This window comes from Prosthecodimorpha staleyi, assembly GCF_018729455.1.
Classification (GTDB): Bacteria; Pseudomonadota; Alphaproteobacteria; order Rhizobiales; family Ancalomicrobiaceae; genus Prosthecodimorpha; species Prosthecodimorpha staleyi.
In genome coordinates this window covers 141,733-160,306 of sequence record NZ_JAHHZF010000004.1, presented here as the reverse complement: position 1 = coordinate 160,306, position 18,574 = coordinate 141,733, and the positions used below count along the sequence as shown (strand labels likewise).

The following is an 18,574-nucleotide window of genomic DNA, read 5'->3' as shown; positions in this document are numbered from 1 at the left end:
CCCGGCATGAAGGTCCCCGGAAGCCCGTCGTCCTCCGGACGGCGGGCTTTCGTGCCTGCTGGCTTTCGTGCCTGCGGGGCTCCTGCCCTGCGTCGAGCCCCGCGACTGCGGTCGCGCCGGACGGTCCGTCCCTTCTGTCAGCCATGAGAATACCTGATGGCGTGGCCGCCACGGGCGGTATGCGCCGTCCCCGGCGGTACATGCCCATGTCCGGCCGATTGCCTCGACTTCGCGACGACTTGCCGCGGTGCAGCAACGAAAGTGCGACAAAGCGGCACTTCCAGGCTTGACTTTGCGCGTATCTGGCATGCCAAATGCCAATCGATCATCACCAAGAGCCCGGAACGGGACCTTGTCCCGAATTCGGCGGATCGCTCGACCCATAGCGCCGAGTCATGCCTCGGCCGCCTCGAGGGAGGAACATCATGAACATGCAGCCGAAACTGTCCGATGCGCAGAACGCGACCGTCCGCGCCGTGCTCGACCAGGTGAAGGCCTCCGGCCGCACCGCGCTGACCGCTCCGGAAGGCAAGGTCGTGTGCGACGCCTACGGCATCGCGGTGCCGCAGGAAGGCGTCGCCACGTCAGCCGACGAGGCCGTCGCGCTGGCGACCCGGATGGGCCTGCCGGTCGTCCTGAAGATCGTCTCGCCCGACATCCTGCACAAGACCGAGGCCGGCGGCGTGCTGGTCGGCGTCAAGTCGGCCGAGGAAGTCCGCGCCGGCTACGACAGGATTCTCGCCAACGCCAAGGCCTACAAGGCCGACGCCCGCATCGACGGCATCCAGGTGCAGCAGATGCTGACCGGCGGCACCGAGGTGATCATCGGCTCGATCACCGACGGCTCCTTCGGCAAGCTGGTCGCCTTCGGCCTCGGCGGCGTGCTGGTCGAGGTCCTCAAGGACATCACCTTCCGCCTGGCGCCGGCCACCAAGGCCGATGCGCTCTCGATGCTCGACGGCATCCAGGCGGCCGAGATGCTGCACGGCGTGCGCGGCGGCGATCCGGTCGACCGCGAGGCGCTGTCCGACATGATCGTGCGCGTGTCGCAGCTGGTCACCGACTTCCCCGAAATCGTCGAGCTCGACCTCAACCCGGTCTTCGCGACCAAGTCCGGCGCCATCGCGGCCGACGTGCGCATCGTGGTCGATTTCGATCCGGCCCCGGCGCGGCATCGTCCGAGCCAGGACGAGATCGTCACGTCGATGAACCGGATCATGAAGCCGGAAGCCGTGGCGGTGATCGGCGCCTCCTCGGAGGACGGCAAGATCGGCAACTCCGTGATGAAGAACCTCATCAACGGCGGCTACAAGGGCCAGATCTACCCGATCCATCCGAAGGCCGACGAGATCCTCGGCTACAAGGCCTACCGGTCGGTCAAGGACGTGCCGGGCGTCATCGACGCCGCCGTCTTCGCCATTCCGGCCAAGTTCGTCGCCGCCGCCCTGATCGAATGCGGCGAGAAGGCCATCCCGGGCGCCGTCCTGATCCCGTCGGGCTTTGCCGAGACCGGCAACGAGGAAGGCCAGCGCGAGATCCAGGAGATCGGGCGCAAGTACAACATCCGCCTGATGGGGCCGAACATCTACGGCTTCTACTACACGCCGGCCAATCTCTGCGCGACCTTCTGCACCGCCTATGACGTGAAGGGCTCCGCCGCCCTGTCGTCCCAGTCGGGCGGCATCGGCATGGCGATCATCGGCTTCTCGCGCTCGGCCAAGATGGGCGTCTCGGCGATCGTCGGCCTCGGCAACAAGTCGGACCTCGACGAGGACGATCTGCTCACCTTCTTCGAGCAGGACGACAACACCAAGATCATCGCGCAGCATTGCGAGGATCTGAAGGACGGCCGCTCCTTCGCGGAGGTCGCACGCCGCGTCTCCAAGAAGAAGCCGGTCGTGGTGCTCAAGGCCGGCCGCACCTCGGCGGGCGCCAAGGCCGCCTCGTCGCATACCGGCGCGCTCGCCGGCAACGACAAGATCTACGAGGACGTGTTCAAGCAGGTCGGCGTCATCCGCGCCCGCTCCCTGCGCCAGCTGCTCGAATTCGCCCGCGGCGTGCCGGTCATGCCGACCCCGAAGGGCGAGAACGTGGTCATCATCACCGGTGCCGGCGGCTCGGGCGTGCTGCTCTCCGACGCCTGCGTCGACAACGGCTTGCAGCTCATGTCGATGCCGGACGATCTGGACGCGGCCTTCCGCAAGTTCATCCCGCCCTTCGGCGCGGCCGGCAACCCGGTCGACATCACCGGCGGCGAGCCGCCGACCACCTACAAGAACACCATCAAGCTCGGCCTGCAGGACGACCGGATCCACTCGATCATCCTGGGCTACTGGCACACGATCATCACCCCGCCGATGGTCTTCGCGAAGCTCGTCGTCGAGGTGAAGGAGGAGATGAAGGCGCTCGGCATCGAGAAGCCGATCGTCGCCTCGCTCGCCGGCGACGTGCAGGTCGAGGAAGCGGCCGAATATCTCTACGCCCATGGCGTGCCGGCCTATGCCTACTCGACCGAGCTGCCGGTCGAGGTGCTGGGCGCCAAGTACAAGTGGGCCCGCGGCGCCGGTCTGCTCTGAGCCCTGACGGTTGGCCGGACGCTCCGAAAGCGGCGTCCGGTCGCCGGGCCGGAACTAGGTGGCAGCGGCGGATCGGGTTCAGTCGCCGCAACTGCCGCCGTCACCGCTCCCGCAGTCGCCACCGCCGCCGTCTCCGCAATCGCTGCCGCCGCCCCAGCCATCGCTCCAAACGCCCGTGCCCGTGCCGACACCGTTCCAGAGCGCGACGGCCACGGCGACAAGCGCCAGAAAGATCAGGAAATCGGTCGAGAGCGTCACGGCGAGGTCACTCCGCGCCGGCCGAAGCCGCGGGTTGCAGGTCCGGTCATCGGCGGCGCCGGAGGGGCGGGCGTCCGCTGCCAGGTCTCGGCTTCGGTCGCGGGCTCGGTCTCGGAGTGGAACCAGCCGTAGCGGAGGGCAGCCCAGCCGAGGCCGAACAGGATCAGGGCGAAGTTCAGTCCAAACTGGAGATAAAGGACCGGCAGCCGGGTCGGCAGCGACGTCACCGCGAGATCGGGCGCGACCAGGCCGGCATCGCCGCGCGAGCGCCACATCTGCTGCGGCCGGGCGCCCTCGTGCGGCACATACATCTGGTAGGTCTCGATCTCTCCGCCGGCGACCGGGCGATACGAGACCGTGCAATCGAGCTTCTGCGTCGAGCGCCGGCCCGCCCGGCACGCGGTCTCGACGATGACCAGATCGTCGGCCGCGATCCAGCCGCCGCGCGCCGTCCAGATCCGGAGCGTGTTCCATTGGACCACGAATCCGACGCTCACCACCACCGTGAGTGCCAGAAGGAACTTGTGAAAAGGGGCCATCGAAACCTCGTCGCCGCGCCATCCTGACGCGCGAGGATTTCAGCTTCGATGAAGATCCGACCACCGGCACGCGCATCGTGACGGCTTGGTTGACCGAAGGATAATGCCGGTCCGTCGCGTCCGGCAGGGGAGGATCGCAACGATGAACATCCACGAATACCAGGCCAAGGCGGTGCTGAAGGCATTCGGCGTGCCGGTGCCGACCGGCTATCCGGTGCTCGCAGCCGGGGAGGCCGGTTCGGCCGCGGCGCAGCTCGGCGGGCCGATCTGGGTCGTCAAGGCACAGATCCATGCCGGCGGGCGCGGCAAGGGCAGCTTCAAGGAGGCGGCCGCAGGCGAGAAGGGCGGCGTCCGGCTCGCCAAATCGGCCGCCGAGGCGGAGGCCTACGTGCACCAGATGCTCGGCAACACGCTGGTCACCGTGCAGACCGGCCCGGCCGGCAAGCAGGTCAACCGGCTCTATATCGAGGAGGGCTCCGCGATCGAGAAGGAGTTCTACCTCTCCATGCTGGTCGATCGCGCCACCGCGCGCGTCGCCTTCGTGGTCTCGACCGAAGGCGGCATGAATATCGAGGATGTCGCCCACGACACGCCCGAGAAGATCGTGACCTTCTCGGTCGATCCGGCGACCGGCATCCTGCCGCAGCACGGCCGGCGCGTCGCCGATGCGCTGAAGCTCTCCGGCGACCTTGCGAAACAGGCCGAGCGCCTGGTGGCGAAGCTCTACGCGGCCTTCGTCGCCAAGGACATGAGCATGCTGGAGATCAACCCGCTGATCGTCACCAAGGACGGCCAGCTGCGCTGCCTCGACGCCAAGATCGCCTTCGACGGCAACGCGATCTACCGCCATCCCGACATCGCCGCGCTGCGCGACGAGACCGAGGAGGACGCCAAGGAGATCGAGGCCTCCAAATACGATCTCAACTACATCACCCTCGACGGCACTATCGGCTGCATGGTCAATGGCGCCGGCCTCGCCATGGCGACCATGGACATCATCAAGCTCTACGGCGCCGCGCCGGCCAACTTTCTCGACGTGGGCGGCGGCGCGACCAAGGAGAAGGTGACGGCGGCGTTCAAGATCATCACCGCCGACCCGAACGTGAAGGGCATCCTGGTCAACATCTTCGGCGGCATCATGCGCTGCGACGTGATCGCCGAGGGGGTGATCGCCGCCGTGCGCGATGTCGGCCTGGCCGTGCCGCTGGTGGTGCGCCTCGAAGGCACCAATGTCGATCTCGGCAAGACGATCATCCGCGAGTCCGGCCTCAACGTGATCCCCGCCGACGATCTCGACGACGCCGCGCAGAAGATCGTTGCCGCCGTCGGCGGTGCCGCCGTTGCCACCGAGGGAGCCCACTGATGTCCGTCCTGATCCATTCCGAGACCCGGGTCATCACCCAGGGCTTCACCGGCAAGACCGGCACCTTCCATTCCGAACAGGCGCTCGCCTACGGCACCCGTCTGGTCGGAGGCACCTCGCCCGGCAAGGGCGGCTCGACCCATCTCGGCCTGCCGGTCTTCGACACCGTCGCCGAGGCCAAGGCCCGGACCGGGGCCGATGCCAGCGTCATCTACGTGCCGCCGCCCGGCGCCGCCGACGCCATCTGCGAGGCGATCGACGCCGAGATCGAGCTGATCGTCTGCATCACCGAGGGCATCCCGGTGCTCGACATGGTCAAGGTCAAGCGCGCGCTGACCGGCTCCAAATCGCGCCTGGTCGGGCCGAACTGCCCGGGTGTGATGACCGCCGGCGAATGCAAGATCGGCATCATGCCGGGCAACATCTTCAAGCGCGGCTCGGTCGGCATCGTGTCGCGCTCCGGCACGCTGACCTACGAGGCGGTGTTCCAGACCACCCGCGAGGGGCTCGGCCAGACGACCGCGGTCGGCATCGGCGGCGATCCGGTCAAGGGGACGGAATTCATCGACGTGCTCGAACTGTTCCTGGCCGATCCGAAGACCGAGTCGATCATCATGATCGGCGAGATCGGCGGCTCCGCCGAAGAGGACGCGGCCCAGTTCCTGAAGGACGAGGCGCGCCGCGGCCGCTGGAAGCCGACGGTCGGCTTCATCGCCGGCCGCACCGCGCCTCCGGGCCGCCGCATGGGCCATGCCGGCGCGATCATCGCCGGCGGCAAGGGCGGCGCGGAAGACAAGATCGCCGCCATGGAAGAGGCCGGCATCCGCGTCTCGCCGTCGCCGGCGCGGCTCGGCCGGACGCTGGTCGAGCTTCTGGCCGAAGGTGCCAGGAAGGCTTCGTGACGAAACCGGTCCGGGGCGCCGATTTCGGTCGCGCCCCGGCCGCCATGACTTGAAACGGGGGACGGCATTCCTTCTGGTGCCCATTCAACATGACGCACCCAATTTAGGCAGATCTTGCAACAATGCATGATGACGGCACCTCGGCTTCCCGGTACCACCTTTGACGGATACGGGATGCGCGGGGCCGGCGCCTCGCCTCATGGATGGAGGACGACATGAATCGGCCCCTCGGGAAGACCGCCGAAATCGGCGCCACCTCCGCTCCGAGCCTGGTGGAATTCTGCCGCAGGCGGCTTGAGGAATGCCGCTCGCGCGTGCGCAACGAGCCCAAGTACAATCCGGTCAGCCAGCTCGCCTTCGAACTGTCGCGCCAGCTCGAATCCGGCGATATCAGCCGCCGGGACCTGTTCGCCCTGGCCGACGATCTGTGCCGGGAAAGCCTGACCGCCCGGGCCGAGCGCCTCGCCGCCCATGTCGGACCGGTCGATCTCACCGAGAACCGCCGGCGCCTGAAGGCCGCGATCCTGCGCCTGATCGGCGACGGGCCGGTCACCCCGGAGGCGCTCAACCGGCTGGCGCGCCGCACCCTCGGCATCGTCTTCACGGCGCATCCGACCTTTCTTCTGTCGACGCCGCTGCGCAAGACCCTGGCGTCGATCGCCTCGGGCGCGGCGGAAACCGTGCCGGCCGGCCTGATCGGCCCGGACAAGCGCATCACGCTGACCGACGAGCACGAGGCCGCGATGGCGGCGCTCGACCGGGCCAAGACCGCGCTCAACGAATTCGCCGGCGCCTCGATCGAGCTTTTGCGCGAGCGCGGCTATGCCGACTGGCGCCACGCCCGGATCGGCTATGTCGGTCTCGGCACCTGGGTCGGCTACGATCTCGACGGCCGCACCGACATCCGCTGGGTCGATTCCTTCCGCTTCCGGCTGATCGAGAAGATCCGCCAGATCGGCCGCTACGAGCAGGAACTGATCCGCATCGCCGAGCTGAGCCAGGACGAGCCGCAGGTCGCCGACGACCTGGAGGCGCTCGCCTCGCGCCTGTCCTGGACGCGGGCGGCGACCGAACGGGCGCTGGCCGGCTTCTCGGTCGACAAGCTCGACCCGGCCGCCGTCGCGGCGGCGGCCAACAGCATGACCGGCGACCACCCCAACAAGGCGGTCCGGATCGCCCCCTTCGTGAAGGACCTGCAGCGCATCGCCGACCGCGCCTCCGACGCCACCGCGGTGCGGCTGGTGGCGCTCCTCAGCGAGATGGAATCGCTCTCCTTCGGCGTCGGCGAGGTGCATCTGCGCATCAACGCCACCCAGCTGCACAATGCGCTGCGCCACCATCTGCATCTCGACTCGGACGACCATTTCAATGGCCGCTCGATGATCGAACGGCTCGGCGCGCTGATGCGCGATTCCAAGCCGCTGGCGATCAATTTCGGCTCGATCGACATCGAGACCAAGACGGCGATGCGGCAGTTCCTGCTTGCCGCGCAGATCCTCAAGCATATCGACGCGGATTCCACGGTCCGCTTCCTGATCGCCGAATGCGAGACGCCGGCGACCGTGCTGTGCGCCTCCTATTTCGCCCGGCTGTTCAACATCGCCGACAAGCTCGACGTGTCGCCGCTGTTCGAGACCCCGAAGGCGCTCGAGGGCGCGGCGCGTTTCTTCGACGTGATGTTCGAGAACGAGCAGTATCGCGAGCAGGTGCGCCGGCGCGGCCGGCTGGCGATCCAGACCGGCTTCTCGGATGCCGGCCGCTTCATGGGCCAGATCACCGCCGTCCTGGCCATCGAGCGGGTGCACGGCCATCTGGCGCGCGCGGTCGAGCGGCACGGGCTGCAGGATGTCGAGGTTCTGGTCTTCGACACCCACGGCGAGAGCGCCGGCCGCGGCGCCCATCCGGCCGGTTTCGAGGACCGCGCCTATTATGTCATGAGCCCCTGGGCCCGGCGCCAGTTCGCCGACCGCGGCCTCAGGCTCTACCACGAGGTCTCGTTCCAGGGTGGTGACGGCTACACCCATTTCCAGACGCCGGAACTGTCGCTGGCGACGATCACGCGTCTGGTCGAGGCCGACGCCTACTGGGTCGACCGGGCCGACAAGGACCTGCTCTACGCCCACACCAACTTCTCGCTCGACTTCTTCCGCCGGCTCGCCGCCTACCACGACACCATGCTGGAGGATCGCTCCTATCACCGGGCGCTCGGGTCCTTCGCGCAGGGGCTCCTGAACGAGACCGGCTCGCGCAAGTCGCGCCGCCAGTTCGACGTTTCCGGCGGTGAGGTGCACCAGATCCGGCGCATCCGCGCCATCCCGCACAATGCGATGCTGCAGCAGCTCGGCTATCCGGTGAATGTGGTCGCCGGCTTCGGCACCGCCGTGAAGGGCGACGAGGACCGCTTCGCCGAGACCTACGCATCCTCCGACCGGCTGCGCCGGCTGACCGGGCTGGTCGTCCACGTGAAGCGCCTGGCCTCGATCAAGTGCCTGTCCGCCTTCGCCAATCTCTACGACCCGGCCTTCTGGTCCTCGCGCCCCTATCCGGAGGCCGAGCAGCATCTGGCGGAGCCCTGCCTGTACATCGCCCAGCTGCTGCAGAATGACGATCGCGAGGTGGCGCTCAACGCGCTCGCCGTCTCGATGCGGCTCGACGCGATCCATCTGCACCGGCTCTTCGCCATGGTCGGGCTGAAGGTCGACGACCAGGCGGTCGACGAGCGCGACCGGATCGCGCTCCTGCAGGCCCTGCGGCTGGCCCTGCTGCAGCACCTGTTCCTGATGGCCGCCCGCGTGCCGCGCTTCTCGACGCGCAACGATGTCAGCCGCGAGGACATCATGGAGCTGGTCTTCAGCCTGCGCATCCCGGAGGCGATCGCCATGCTGCGCGATACCTATCCGGTCAACGCGACCGATATCGGCAGCTACCCCCTCGACGAGCCGCGCACCTATCCGGAGGATCGCGTCTCGCACTATGCCGACATCACCGAGGGCATGATCGACCCGATGGAGGCCGTCTATAAGGTCATCCTGTCGATCGGTACCGCGATCGCGCTCGAATTCGGTGCCCATGGCTGAACCGAGCCGCCCCGCGACCAAGGATCCCGGCGGCAAGGCGCGGCGTCCGCTCGACAGGGCGGCCGCCTTCGGTTACGTTTGAATCTGGGATGCCAGGAGCTGCCATGCCCGGCGCCTCCGGCCATTGTGCCGTCCGGCGGATTGCTCCGCGGGACGGGTTCCGATCGACCCCGATGGCGCAACGTCGGCATCCGGGGTGCGTGGTCACTACGATCTGACACCGGGCCGGCGCCCGTGCCAGAATTGGGTTCGTGGTGAAACCTGTCGGCGGGTGCCGTCGCCCGCTCGCCGGCGAGCATAAAAGAATGAAGGCGGAGCGCCTTTGTCGTGTCCGATCGGATGCCGGGTGCTCCAGGCTTTTGAGGAAACGCCCGTGAAATCGCCCGTGCGCTGGCCAGCCCCCGAGACCCCGGCCCCCGATCTCGTCATCGAACGCTTCGCTCCGGAGCAGACCTACAAGACCAAGGTCTATGTGGCGCTGAAGCAGGCCATCGCCAACATGGACATCTATTCGTCGCCCGAACCGAAATGGATCGACGAGCGGCAGCTGTCCGAGCGGCTCGGCGTCAGCCGAACGCCGGTGCGCGAGGCGGTCGCGATGCTGGAGCAGGAGGGCTTCGTCAAGTCGCTTCCGCGCCGGGGCATCATGGTGCTGCGCAAGACCCAGCGCGAAGTGGTCGAGATGATCCAGGCCTGGGCGGCGCTGGAAAGCATGGCGGCGCGACTGGCCGTCGTCAACGCCACCGACGACGAGCTGAAGGGTCTGCGCAAGCTGTTCGAGGGTTTCGACGACAGCCACAAGCCGTCCGAACATCTCGGCGACTATTCGAGTGCCAACATCGTCTTCCATCAGACGATCATCCGCATCTCCGGCTCGAAGCTGCTCGGCGAGATGACCGACAATCTGCTGCTGCATGTTCGCGGCATCCGCCAGTTGACCATTGGCCGCGACGACCGCATCGGCCGGTCGATGCAGGATCATCTCGGCATCATCGAGGCGCTGGAGAAGCGCGATCCGGACCTCGCCGAGCGCCTGTCGCGCGAGCATACGCTCGGGCTGGCCGCCTATGTGGCGGCGCACGGGCAGGAAATTTTCGACTGACACGGGTCGACGCCGGCCGCTAGCGGCGCCCGGTTCCCGATCCTACGGGTTCCGAGCACACGGGTTCCGATCGCGGCTCCCGCACGCCACGCCTCGCGCCGGCCGGGGGCGGATCGCTCTGTCGGTCAGAAATCGACCGCGATGCCCTTCTTCTCCCAGTCGCCGTAGCGGACCGGTTCCGGGCCCTTGCGGCCGTTCAGCTCACGTGGGCCGGGATCGGCCGCTTCCGCCGCAGCGGCGCGCCGACGCTCCTCGGCTTCGAGCAGCGCACGCTGGGCCGCCGGCGGCAGGTCTTCGAAGCGGGCCCGCGGCGCGGCGGCGGCGGGCTCAGCGATGGGGGCGGTCGGGTCGGGCATCGGGAACCTATCGGACGGTCGGGCGTCTGGGGAGCGGAGGACGGATCGGGCGTGTCGGCTTCGGCAGGCGGCCCGGGCAAGTCCCGGCCGCGCCGCTTGCGGTGGACGGGGTCGGTTCCCATCATATAGAGCGTTGGGGGCCGCTTGCCATCCGCCGAAGGTCGCCGCCGAACCGGCAGCCGATCCTGGGCTTCCGGCGCCGTGTCGCCCGATGCCGCCACGTCTCACGAGGACCGACGCTCGATGAACTATTTCCGCACCGCTCTCCTGCTCGCAGCGATGACCGCGCTGTTCATGGGCGTCGGATACCTGGTCGGCGGCAAGACCGGCATGCTGGTCGCCTTCGTGGCGGCGCTGGGCATGAACCTGTTCAGCTACTGGAACTCGGGCAGCATGGTGCTCTCCATGCACAATGCGCAGGAGGTCGACATGTCGACCGCGCCCGAGCTGGTCGGCATGATCCAGCAATTGGCCCACAACGCCAATCTGCCCATGCCGCGCGTCTACCTGATCCACGAGGACCAGCCCAACGCCTTCGCGACCGGCCGCAATCCGGAAAATGCCGCGGTGGCGGCGACGACCGGCCTGCTCAATTCGCTCACCGCCGAGGAAGTCGCCGGCGTCATGGCGCATGAACTGGCGCATATCAAGAATCACGACACGCTGATCATGACGATCACCGCGACCATCGCGGGCGCCATCTCGATGCTGGCCAATTTCGGCATGTTCTTCGGCGGCAACCGCGACAACAATGGCGGGACCCACTGGATCGGCGCGATTCTGGCGGCCGTGGTCGCCCCCTTCGCGGCGATGATCGTCCAGATGGCGATCAGCCGGACCCGGGAATATGCCGCCGACCGGCTCGGCGCCGAGATCTGCGGCCGGCCGGTCTGGCTCGCCTCGGCCCTGCAGAAGATCGCCGGCGAGGCTGCCCATATCCCTAACCAGCATGCCGAGGCCAATCCGGCGACGGCCCATATGTTCATCATCAACCCGCTGACCGGTCAGGGCATGGACAACCTGTTTTCGACGCATCCGAATACCGAGAACCGCATCGCCGCCCTGGTCGAGCTCGACCGCCAGATGGGTGGCGGCGGCCATGGCGGCGGCGGGGGCGGCTCCATGCGCGGCTCGCCGGCACCGTCGGCCGGCGCGCCCGGCCGCGACCCGCGTGGTCCCTGGGGCGGCAAGTCGGCCGAGGCTGACGGCGGCGCCTTCGGCGGCGCCCGCTTCCCGACGGCGGGCGGCAGCCGCGGGCGCTCGTCCGTACCGCCGGTCGGTGGCGGCACGCGCCGGGGCCCCTGGGCATGAGCCGCGCGCCCGAGACGCGTGACCGTCCGAGAGGTTCCTTTCGCCCGAAAGCTCACGGCAAGCCGGTGGGATTGCCGCCGATCCCCGGACTGGCCGCACGGCGTGCGGCCACCGATCTGATCGGCCGCGTGCTCGACGGCGGCCGTCCGCTCGATCTGGAACTCGACACGATGGCGGCCCAGGGCGCGTTCCGCGGCCTGGAGCCGCGCGACCGGGCGCTGGTGCGCGCGCTGGTCGGCACCACCCTGCGCCGGCTCGGCCAGATCGACCACGCCCTCTCGCGCCTGATCGACAAGCCGCTGCCCGAGAAGGCCGCGCGCGCCCGCGCCATCCTGCGCATCGGCGCGGCCCAGCTCCTGTTCATGGATGTTCCCGACCACGCCGCCGTCTCGCTGGCGGTCGATCTTGCCGGCGAGGACCGGCTCGGCCGCCCCTGGAAGGGGCTGATCAACGGCGTGTTGCGCGGTCTCGCCCGGCGCCGCGACGAGATCCTTGAGAGCCAGGATCCCGAGCGCCTGAACACGCCCGACTGGCTGTTGCGGCGCTGGATCGTGAACTATGGCGCCGAACGCGCCCAGGCCATCGCGACCATGCATGCGGCCGAACCGACCCTCGACCTGTCCGTGAAGGGCGATCCGGCCGGTTGGGCGGAACGGCTCGACGGCACCGTTCTGCCGACCGGAACGGTCCGGCGCACCGCCGGCGGTGCGGTCGAGCAACTGGACGGCTTCGAGGACGGGGAGTGGTGGGTGCAGGATGCCGCCGCGGCCCTGCCGGCGCGCCTCATCGGCGACGTCGCCGGGCGGCGGGTCGCCGATCTCTGCGCGGCGCCCGGCGGCAAGACCGCCGCGCTGGCGCTGGCCGGCGCCAAGGTCACGGCCGTCGACATCTCGGCGGAACGGCTGAAGCGCCTCGACCAGAATCTCGCCCGCCTGAAGCTCGCCGGTGTCGAGACGGTCGTCGCCGATCTGACCGGATGGGACCCGGCCGAGCCCTACGACGCCGTCCTTCTCGACGCGCCCTGTTCGGCGACGGGCACCATCCGCCGGCATCCGGACGTGGCCTATCTGAAGGATGAAGCGGATATCGCGGTGCTCGCCGCCACCCAGGCGGCGATCCTCGGCCGGGCGGCCGACTGGGTGAAGCCCGGCGGGGTACTGGTCTACTGCACCTGTTCGCTCGAACCGGAGGAGGGCGAGGCCCAGATCGCCGCCTTCCTGGCTGCCCATCCCGAATACCGGCGCCGACCGATCGAGGCGCAGGAAATCGGCGGTCTCGCCGAGTGCATCACCGCGAACGGCGACATGCGCACCTTGCCGTGCCATCTGGCGGCCGAGGACCTTCGTCTCGGCGGGCTCGACGGCTTCTTCGCCGCGCGACTGATGCGGGTGGCCTGACCCCGTCCGGACCTGCGGGACCGGCGCCTTCGACGCCGGTCTCGGAATTATCTGCATGTTCGCAATCGCGGATCCGCCTGAATGGTCTTGTGTGCAACCGATCCGCAGCGATTGCGCGATCTGGTCCCGCGCCACTAGACTGCACTTTCGTCGGTGGCGGGCAGGCACTTCGATTCGACACCTTCGGCGGGGCTGCCCGGATGGTCTGGGCCATCCCGTGCGGGCCGCGGCAATGCGAAACTCCGGATCGTCGCGGCATGGGCAAGGCCCCGCCGCGCGATCCCGGTCAGTTCTATGGGGGAAATGGTCCGACCATGCGGGCCGGGGACACAGCGCTTCGGGTCGCCGCCGCCGTTCTCATCGCGCGCGAAGCTGGCCGCCGGTCGCTCGCCGCGGCAGTCGCGCTGGCGCGGGGCGCCGGGCGTCCGTTCGAGCCGGCCGCCGATCGGCTGGTGATCGCCCCGCCCGACATCCGCACCGCGGATCCGACGGTCGCCGACGATATCCTGGCCGGCCGCTTCATCTTCTCCGGACAGATGGTCGAGACCTTCGGCCAATCGCCCTTCGTCGCGCCGCCGGTATCGGCCGAGTGGGAACGGGTGCTGCATGGGTTCGGCTGGCTGCGCCATCTGCGCGCTGCCGGCGGGCCGGAGGTGCATGACGAGGCCCGGGCGCTGATCGAGGCATGGCTGCGTCAGGGCCTGCGCAACCCGGTCGCCTGGGAGCCCGATGTGGCGGGACGGCGCCTGATTTCCTTCCTGGCACAGTCGCCGATGCTGCTCGACGGCTGCAGCGCTGCCTTTTATCGGCGCTTCATGGCGGTGATCGGCCTGCATGCCCGTCGATTGCGCAATGCCTTCGAGCGGGTTCCGCCCGGCCTCGGCCGACTGCGGATCGCGGTGGCGCTGGTTGCGGTGGCGGTGGCGGTGGACAGTTTCCGGCCGCGCGTGAAGGCGGCGATGAAGCGGCTCGACGACGAACTCGCCCGCCAGATCTTTCCCGACGGCGGCCATGTCGGGCGCAATCCCGCGGCCATTCTCGATATCCTGGTGGACCTGCTGCCGCTGCGCCAAGCCCATGCGGCGCGCGGGATTCCGGTCTCCTCCGGGGTGATGAACGCGATCGACCGGATGATGCACCTGCTGCGCTTCTTCCGGCACGGCGACGGCGCGCTGGCCCTGTTCAACGGCGCGGGCGTGACGCCGGTCAGCCTGGTCGCCTCGGTCCTGGTCCATGACGACGCGCTCGGCCGCCCGCCCGGCAATGCGCCCTATTCCGGCTATCAGCGGCTGGAGGCCGACCGCACCGTGGTGATCGTCGACTGCGGCAGGCCGCCGCCGCCCGACTACGCCCGGGACGCGCATGCGGGACCGCTCGCCTTCGAGTTCTCGAGCGGGCGCAACCGCTTCGTGGTCAATTGCGGTGCGCCGCCGCGGACCGGCGATCCGTGGCGCGACATCGCGCGGCGGACTGCGGCCCATTCCACCGTGACGGTCGCGGACGCCATTGCCGGACGCTTTGCCGATGGGGTCCTCGAACGCATGGCCGGGCGGGTCCTGATCGCCGGTGCGCAGCGCGTCGAGATCGACCGGCAGGAGCATGAGGGCGCCGTGGCGGTGATCGCCCGGCACGATGCCTGGCTGGTTCCGTTCGGTCTGATTCACGAGCGTACGCTCCGGCTCGCTCCGGCGGGAGATCGCCTCGACGGGCGCGACCGGCTGATCGAGGAGGGGCCCCGGCGCAGCGGTCACGCGCCTTTCGCCATCCGGTTCCATCTGCACCCGTCGATCCAGGCGACCCCGCTCGAGGGCGGGCCGATCATGCTCGCCGCGCCCGACGGCGAGACCTGGGAGTTCCATGTCGACGGCCCCGCCGCCTCGGTCGAGGACTCGGTCTATCTCGCCGATCCGCACGGGGCCCGGCGCAGCCTGCAGCTTGTCGTCACCGGCAGGGCGCCGGCCGAAATCCGCTGGACCTTCCTGCGCGCCGCGGAACCGCACGGCGCGCGGCGGCGCACCTGAGGCAGCCGGCCGCCATCCGGCTTTCGCCGGGTTTGCCCCCTGTCGGTTTCGTGCTATCGGGCGCGCAATTCCCGTCATTCCCGGGGTTTCCCGGCCTGTCCGAGGTTCGCCATGTCCGTTGCGCCCAAGTCCATCGCCGCGCCCGATCAGGTCGCCGTCCGTCGCGCCCTGCTGTCGGTTTCCGACAAGACCGGCCTGATCGATCTGGCGACGGCGCTCGCCGCCCGCGGCGTCGAACTGATCTCCACCGGTGGCACCGCCAAGGCGATCGCGGCGGCCGGCCTCGCCGTCAAGGACGTGTCCGAGGTGACCGGTTTCCCCGAGATCATGGACGGGCGCGTCAAGACGCTGCATCCCGGGGTCCATGGCGGCCTGCTCGGCATCCGCGACGACGAGGGCCATGCCGCCGCCATGGCCGAGCATGGCATCGGGGCGATCGACCTCCTGGTCGTCAATCTCTATCCGTTCCAGGAGACGATCGCGCGGACCGGCGACTGGGCGACCGCGATCGAGAATATCGATATCGGCGGGCCGGCCATGATCCGCGCGGCGGCCAAGAACCATGCCTATGTGGCGGTGGTGGTCGACCCGGCGCAATATGCGGACGTGCTTGCGGCGATCGAGGCCGGCGGCGGGACGACGACCCTGCGCCTGCGCAAGAAGCTGGCGCTCGCCGCCTATGGCCGGACCGCCACCTATGACGCGGCGGTCTCCAATTGGCTCGCCGACCAGCTCGGCGAACCGAACCCGCGCTATCGCGCGATCGGCGGCGAACTGGTCGAGGTGATGCGCTACGGCGAGAACCCGCACCAGCTCGCGGCTTTCTACCGGACCGGCGAGAAGCGCTTCGGCGTCACCACGGCCGTCCAGCTGCAGGGCAAGACGCTCTCCTACAACAACATCAACGATACCGACGCGGCCTATGAGCTGGTCGCGGAATTCGACCCGAAGCGGACCGCTGCGGTCGCCATCATCAAGCATGCCAATCCGTGCGGCGTGGCGGAGGCGAAGACCCTGAAGGACGCCTATCTGAAGGCGCTGGCCTGCGATCCGGTGTCCGCCTTCGGCGGCATCGTGGCGCTGAACCGGACGCTCGACGCCGAAGCCGCCGAGGAGATCGTCAAGATCTTCACCGAGGTGATCATCGCCCCCGATGCCACCGACGAGGCCAAGGCGATCGTGGCGGCGAAGAAGAATCTCCGCCTTCTGCTGGCCGGCGGCCTGCCCAAGCCGGCCGAGATGGGGCTGACGGTGAAGACGGTCGCCGGCGGCTTCCTGGCCCAGACGCGCGACTACGGCACGGTCGACGACATCGACCTGGAGGTGAAGACCCGGCGCCAGCCGACCGGCAACGAAGAGAAGGACATGGCCTTCGCGTTCCGGGTGGTCAAGCACGTCAAGTCGAACGCCATCGTGTTCGTCAAGGACGGCGCCACGGTCGGCATTGGTGCGGGCCAGATGAGCCGGGTCGATTCCGCCCGCATCGCCGTCTCCAAGGCGACCGAGGCCGCCAAGGCCGCCGGGTCGGACCGGCCGCTGACGGACGGGTCGGTCGCGGCGTCCGATGCCTTCTTCCCCTTTGCCGACGGGCTGGAGACGATCGTCGCCGCCGGCGCGACCGCGGTCATCCAGCCGGGTGGCTCGATGCGCGACAACGAGGTGATCGAGGCGGCCGACAAGGCCGGCATCGCCATGGCCTTCACGGGCATGCGCCACTTCCGCCATTGAGGCCGATCCGGACCGTCCCATGCCGTCGTTCGCGCGGTGGCTGGCGTGGCGGCAACTGTCAGGCTATCGTTTGTGGGTCCAAGTGCCGAAACGCGGGGAACTCCGCCCAGGACGGTGCGTTACCCATGGACAGGAAACGATCTCGACAGGAGCCTCTCATGCGTGTTCTTTTCGCTGCCGCGGCGCTCGCGGCCTCGATCGCGATGACTTCGGCCGCGTCGGCCCATTCCGAACGGACCCTGACCGGTGCGGCCATCGGCGGCGGCGTCGGCGCGGTGGTTGCCGGCCCGCCCGGTGCGATCGTCGGCGGCGCGATCGGCGCCTATGTGGGCGGCCCGCGCATTCGCGGTCACAAGCACTGCTATTGGCGCCATCATCGCAAGCATTGCTACTGGCACTGAGCCGGCAGGCCGTCCGGTCGGAGACGACCGAACCGGCGGTTCCATATGGCTGTGACGACCGACCGGGGCCCCTGCGCCCCGGTTTTATTTTCAGCAGGGTCCAGTCCCTGCCGCCGATGGTCGGGCCGGATCCCGACCGATGCTACGTCCGCCGCGCCGCGGTGCCGGCAAGGAGCCAGAGGCCGACGGCGAAGAAGGCGAGCAGGACCGAGGCGCCGGCGCGCTGGCTTTCCGAGATGTCGGTGACGAAGGCGACGGCCAGAGGGCCTGCGAAGCTCGTCACCTTGCCGGACAGCGCGAACAATCCGTAGAACTGGCCGATCCGCTCGGCCGGGGCCAGATGAGCGAGCAGCGTGCGCGAGCCGGCCTGCATCGGGCCCGAGACCAGGCCGATCACGCAGCCGAGCGCCACATAGAGCCGCTCGGGCGTGGAGGCGAACAGCCCGTCGCCCGGGACCGGGCCGGCGGCGGGCAGCACGAACAGGATGTGACCGCCGTCGATCGAGACGATCAGAATCGTGGCGGCGATCAGGACCGTGAGGGCGCCGGCGACCACGGCCTTCGAGCCGAGCCGGTCGTCGAGGCGGCCGCCGAGCCAGGCGCCGATCGTGCCGGTGATTGTCAACAGGATGCCGAAGATGCCGATTTCGATCGTCGTCCAGCCGAACACGCCGGCCGCGTAGATGCCGCCGAAGGCGAACAGGGCGGCGAGGCCGTCGGTATAGATCATGTTGGCGATCAGGAAGCGCATCAGGTTGCGCTCCTCGCGGCGCAGGGCGGCGAGCGTGACGCGCAGTCCGGCGAGGCCGCGCCGGATCGCCGTCCGCAAACGGAGCCCGGTCGAGGGCCGGTCGGGCGTGAACAGCAGCATCGGCAGGACGAAGACGAAGAACCAGACGGCGGAGAGCGGGCCGGTCGCCCGGTCGCCGGCGCCGGTGGCCGGATCGAGCCCGAACAGCGGCAGGAAGCCGAGCAGGGTGCGGCCGGTCTCCGGGCTGGCCGACAGGAAGCCCAGCGTCAGCACCAGGCTGATGAGCCCGCCGACATAGCCGCAGGCCCAGCCGAGGCCGGAGAGGCGGCCGAGCCGTTCCTTTGGCACCAGCCCGGGCATCATGGCATTGTTGAAGACGGTCGCGAATTCCGCCCCGATGGTGCCGATCGCGAAGCCGATCAGGCCGATCGCGACCGCGCCCGGTGTGCCCGGCACCGCCCACCAGAGCGCGGTGGCGCCGACCGCCATCATGAGCCCGAAGGCCATCACCCACGGCTTGCGGCGGCCGCTGGCATCGGCGACGGCGCCGAGCACCGGCGACATCAATGCGATGACCAGCCCGGCCGCCGCGGTCGCATAGCCCCACAGCGCCTGGCCGTCGGCAGCCGAGGCGGCGATGCGGGCGGCGAAGAAGGGACCGAACACGAAGGTCGTGACCAGCGTGAAGAAGGGCTGCATCGACCAGTCGAACAGCGCCCAGCCGGCGATGCCGGCCGGGCCGGCATGTCGTGATGGGGCGCGATCGCCATCGGCCTCCGCGGCAGCCATCGG

At 69.1% G+C, this 18,574-nt stretch carries 14 protein-coding genes; 10 read left to right on the top strand and 4 right to left on the bottom strand.

Annotated features, from left to right (window positions below):
• Positions 1 to 431 precede the first annotated feature (431 nt).
• Positions 432 to 2,576, top strand: coding sequence for an acetate--CoA ligase family protein (locus KL771_RS09120; protein ID WP_261968533.1), 2,145 nt, complete (start codon positions 432 to 434; stop codon positions 2,574 to 2,576).
• 78 nt (positions 2,577 to 2,654) lie between these two features.
• Here KL771_RS09120 and KL771_RS09115 read toward each other — a convergent pair whose 3' ends face one another.
• Both KL771_RS09115 and KL771_RS09110 read right to left on the bottom strand, forming a co-directional pair.
• Positions 2,655 to 2,834, bottom strand: a complete 180-nt coding sequence (locus tag KL771_RS09115) for a hypothetical protein (protein ID WP_261968230.1) — start codon at positions 2,832 to 2,834, stop codon at positions 2,655 to 2,657.
• Positions 2,831 to 3,373 carry a hypothetical protein gene (locus KL771_RS09110; protein ID WP_261968229.1) on the bottom strand — a complete coding sequence of 181 codons (543 nt, stop codon included), beginning with the start codon at positions 3,371 to 3,373 and terminating at the stop codon, positions 2,831 to 2,833. Before KL771_RS09110 ends, KL771_RS09115 begins: the two co-directional genes overlap by 4 nt.
• A 142-nt stretch (positions 3,374 to 3,515) precedes the next feature.
• Here KL771_RS09110 and sucC point away from each other — a divergent pair, with 142 nt between their 5' ends.
• The 4 genes from sucC to KL771_RS09090 all read left to right on the top strand — a co-directional run bounded on the left by sucC (position 3,516) and on the right by KL771_RS09090 (position 9,817).
• On the top strand, positions 3,516 to 4,736 hold the full coding sequence (gene sucC / locus KL771_RS09105) for an ADP-forming succinate--CoA ligase subunit beta (RefSeq protein WP_261968228.1): 1,221 nt from the start codon (positions 3,516 to 3,518) through the stop codon (positions 4,734 to 4,736).
• Positions 4,736 to 5,638: a succinate--CoA ligase subunit alpha gene (gene sucD, locus KL771_RS09100; RefSeq protein ID WP_261968227.1), complete on the top strand. Its 903-nt coding sequence runs from the start codon at positions 4,736 to 4,738 to the stop codon at positions 5,636 to 5,638. The genes sucC and sucD overlap by 1 nt, the downstream gene beginning before the upstream one ends.
• A gap of 215 nt (positions 5,639 to 5,853) precedes the next feature.
• Positions 5,854 to 8,715: a phosphoenolpyruvate carboxylase gene (locus KL771_RS09095; RefSeq protein ID WP_261968226.1), complete on the top strand. Its 2,862-nt coding sequence runs from the start codon at positions 5,854 to 5,856 to the stop codon at positions 8,713 to 8,715.
• A 373-nt stretch (positions 8,716 to 9,088) separates the two neighbouring features.
• The gene (locus KL771_RS09090) at positions 9,089 to 9,817 is read left to right on the top strand and encodes a GntR family transcriptional regulator (protein WP_054359803.1); all 729 of its coding nucleotides are present in this window, start codon (positions 9,089 to 9,091) and stop codon (positions 9,815 to 9,817) included.
• Positions 9,818 to 9,942: 125 nt separating this feature from the next.
• Here KL771_RS09090 and KL771_RS09085 read toward each other — a convergent pair whose 3' ends face one another.
• Positions 9,943 to 10,173: a DUF1674 domain-containing protein gene (locus KL771_RS09085; RefSeq protein WP_261968225.1), complete on the bottom strand. Its 231-nt coding sequence runs from the start codon at positions 10,171 to 10,173 to the stop codon at positions 9,943 to 9,945.
• A gap of 243 nt (positions 10,174 to 10,416) precedes the next feature.
• Here KL771_RS09085 and htpX point away from each other — a divergent pair, with 243 nt between their 5' ends.
• The 5 genes from htpX to KL771_RS09060 all read left to right on the top strand — a co-directional run bounded on the left by htpX (position 10,417) and on the right by KL771_RS09060 (position 17,031).
• The gene (gene htpX, locus KL771_RS09080; protein WP_261968224.1) at positions 10,417 to 11,484 is read left to right on the top strand and encodes a zinc metalloprotease HtpX; all 1,068 of its coding nucleotides are present in this window, start codon (positions 10,417 to 10,419) and stop codon (positions 11,482 to 11,484) included.
• 65 nt (positions 11,485 to 11,549) lie between these two features.
• Positions 11,550 to 12,881, top strand: a complete 1,332-nt coding sequence (gene rsmB / locus KL771_RS09075) for a 16S rRNA (cytosine(967)-C(5))-methyltransferase RsmB (RefSeq protein WP_261968223.1) — start codon at positions 11,550 to 11,552, stop codon at positions 12,879 to 12,881.
• A 257-nt stretch (positions 12,882 to 13,138) separates the two neighbouring features.
• Positions 13,139 to 14,902, top strand: coding sequence for a heparinase II/III family protein (locus KL771_RS09070; protein WP_261968222.1), 1,764 nt, complete (start codon positions 13,139 to 13,141; stop codon positions 14,900 to 14,902).
• 111 nt (positions 14,903 to 15,013) lie between these two features.
• Positions 15,014 to 16,630 (top strand): bifunctional phosphoribosylaminoimidazolecarboxamide formyltransferase/IMP cyclohydrolase, encoded by a 1,617-nt coding sequence (gene purH / locus KL771_RS09065; protein ID WP_261968221.1) that lies wholly within the window; start codon positions 15,014 to 15,016, stop codon positions 16,628 to 16,630.
• 158 nt (positions 16,631 to 16,788) lie between these two features.
• A complete protein-coding gene (locus KL771_RS09060) occupies positions 16,789 to 17,031 on the top strand; it encodes a hypothetical protein (protein WP_261968220.1) in 243 nt (80 codons plus the stop codon).
• A gap of 142 nt (positions 17,032 to 17,173) precedes the next feature.
• Here the strand turns inward: KL771_RS09060 and KL771_RS09055 are convergent, their stop codons facing one another.
• A complete protein-coding gene (locus tag KL771_RS09055) occupies positions 17,174 to 18,571 on the bottom strand; it encodes an MFS transporter (protein ID WP_261968532.1) in 1,398 nt (465 codons plus the stop codon).
• Between the last annotated feature and the right edge of the window lie 3 nt (positions 18,572 to 18,574).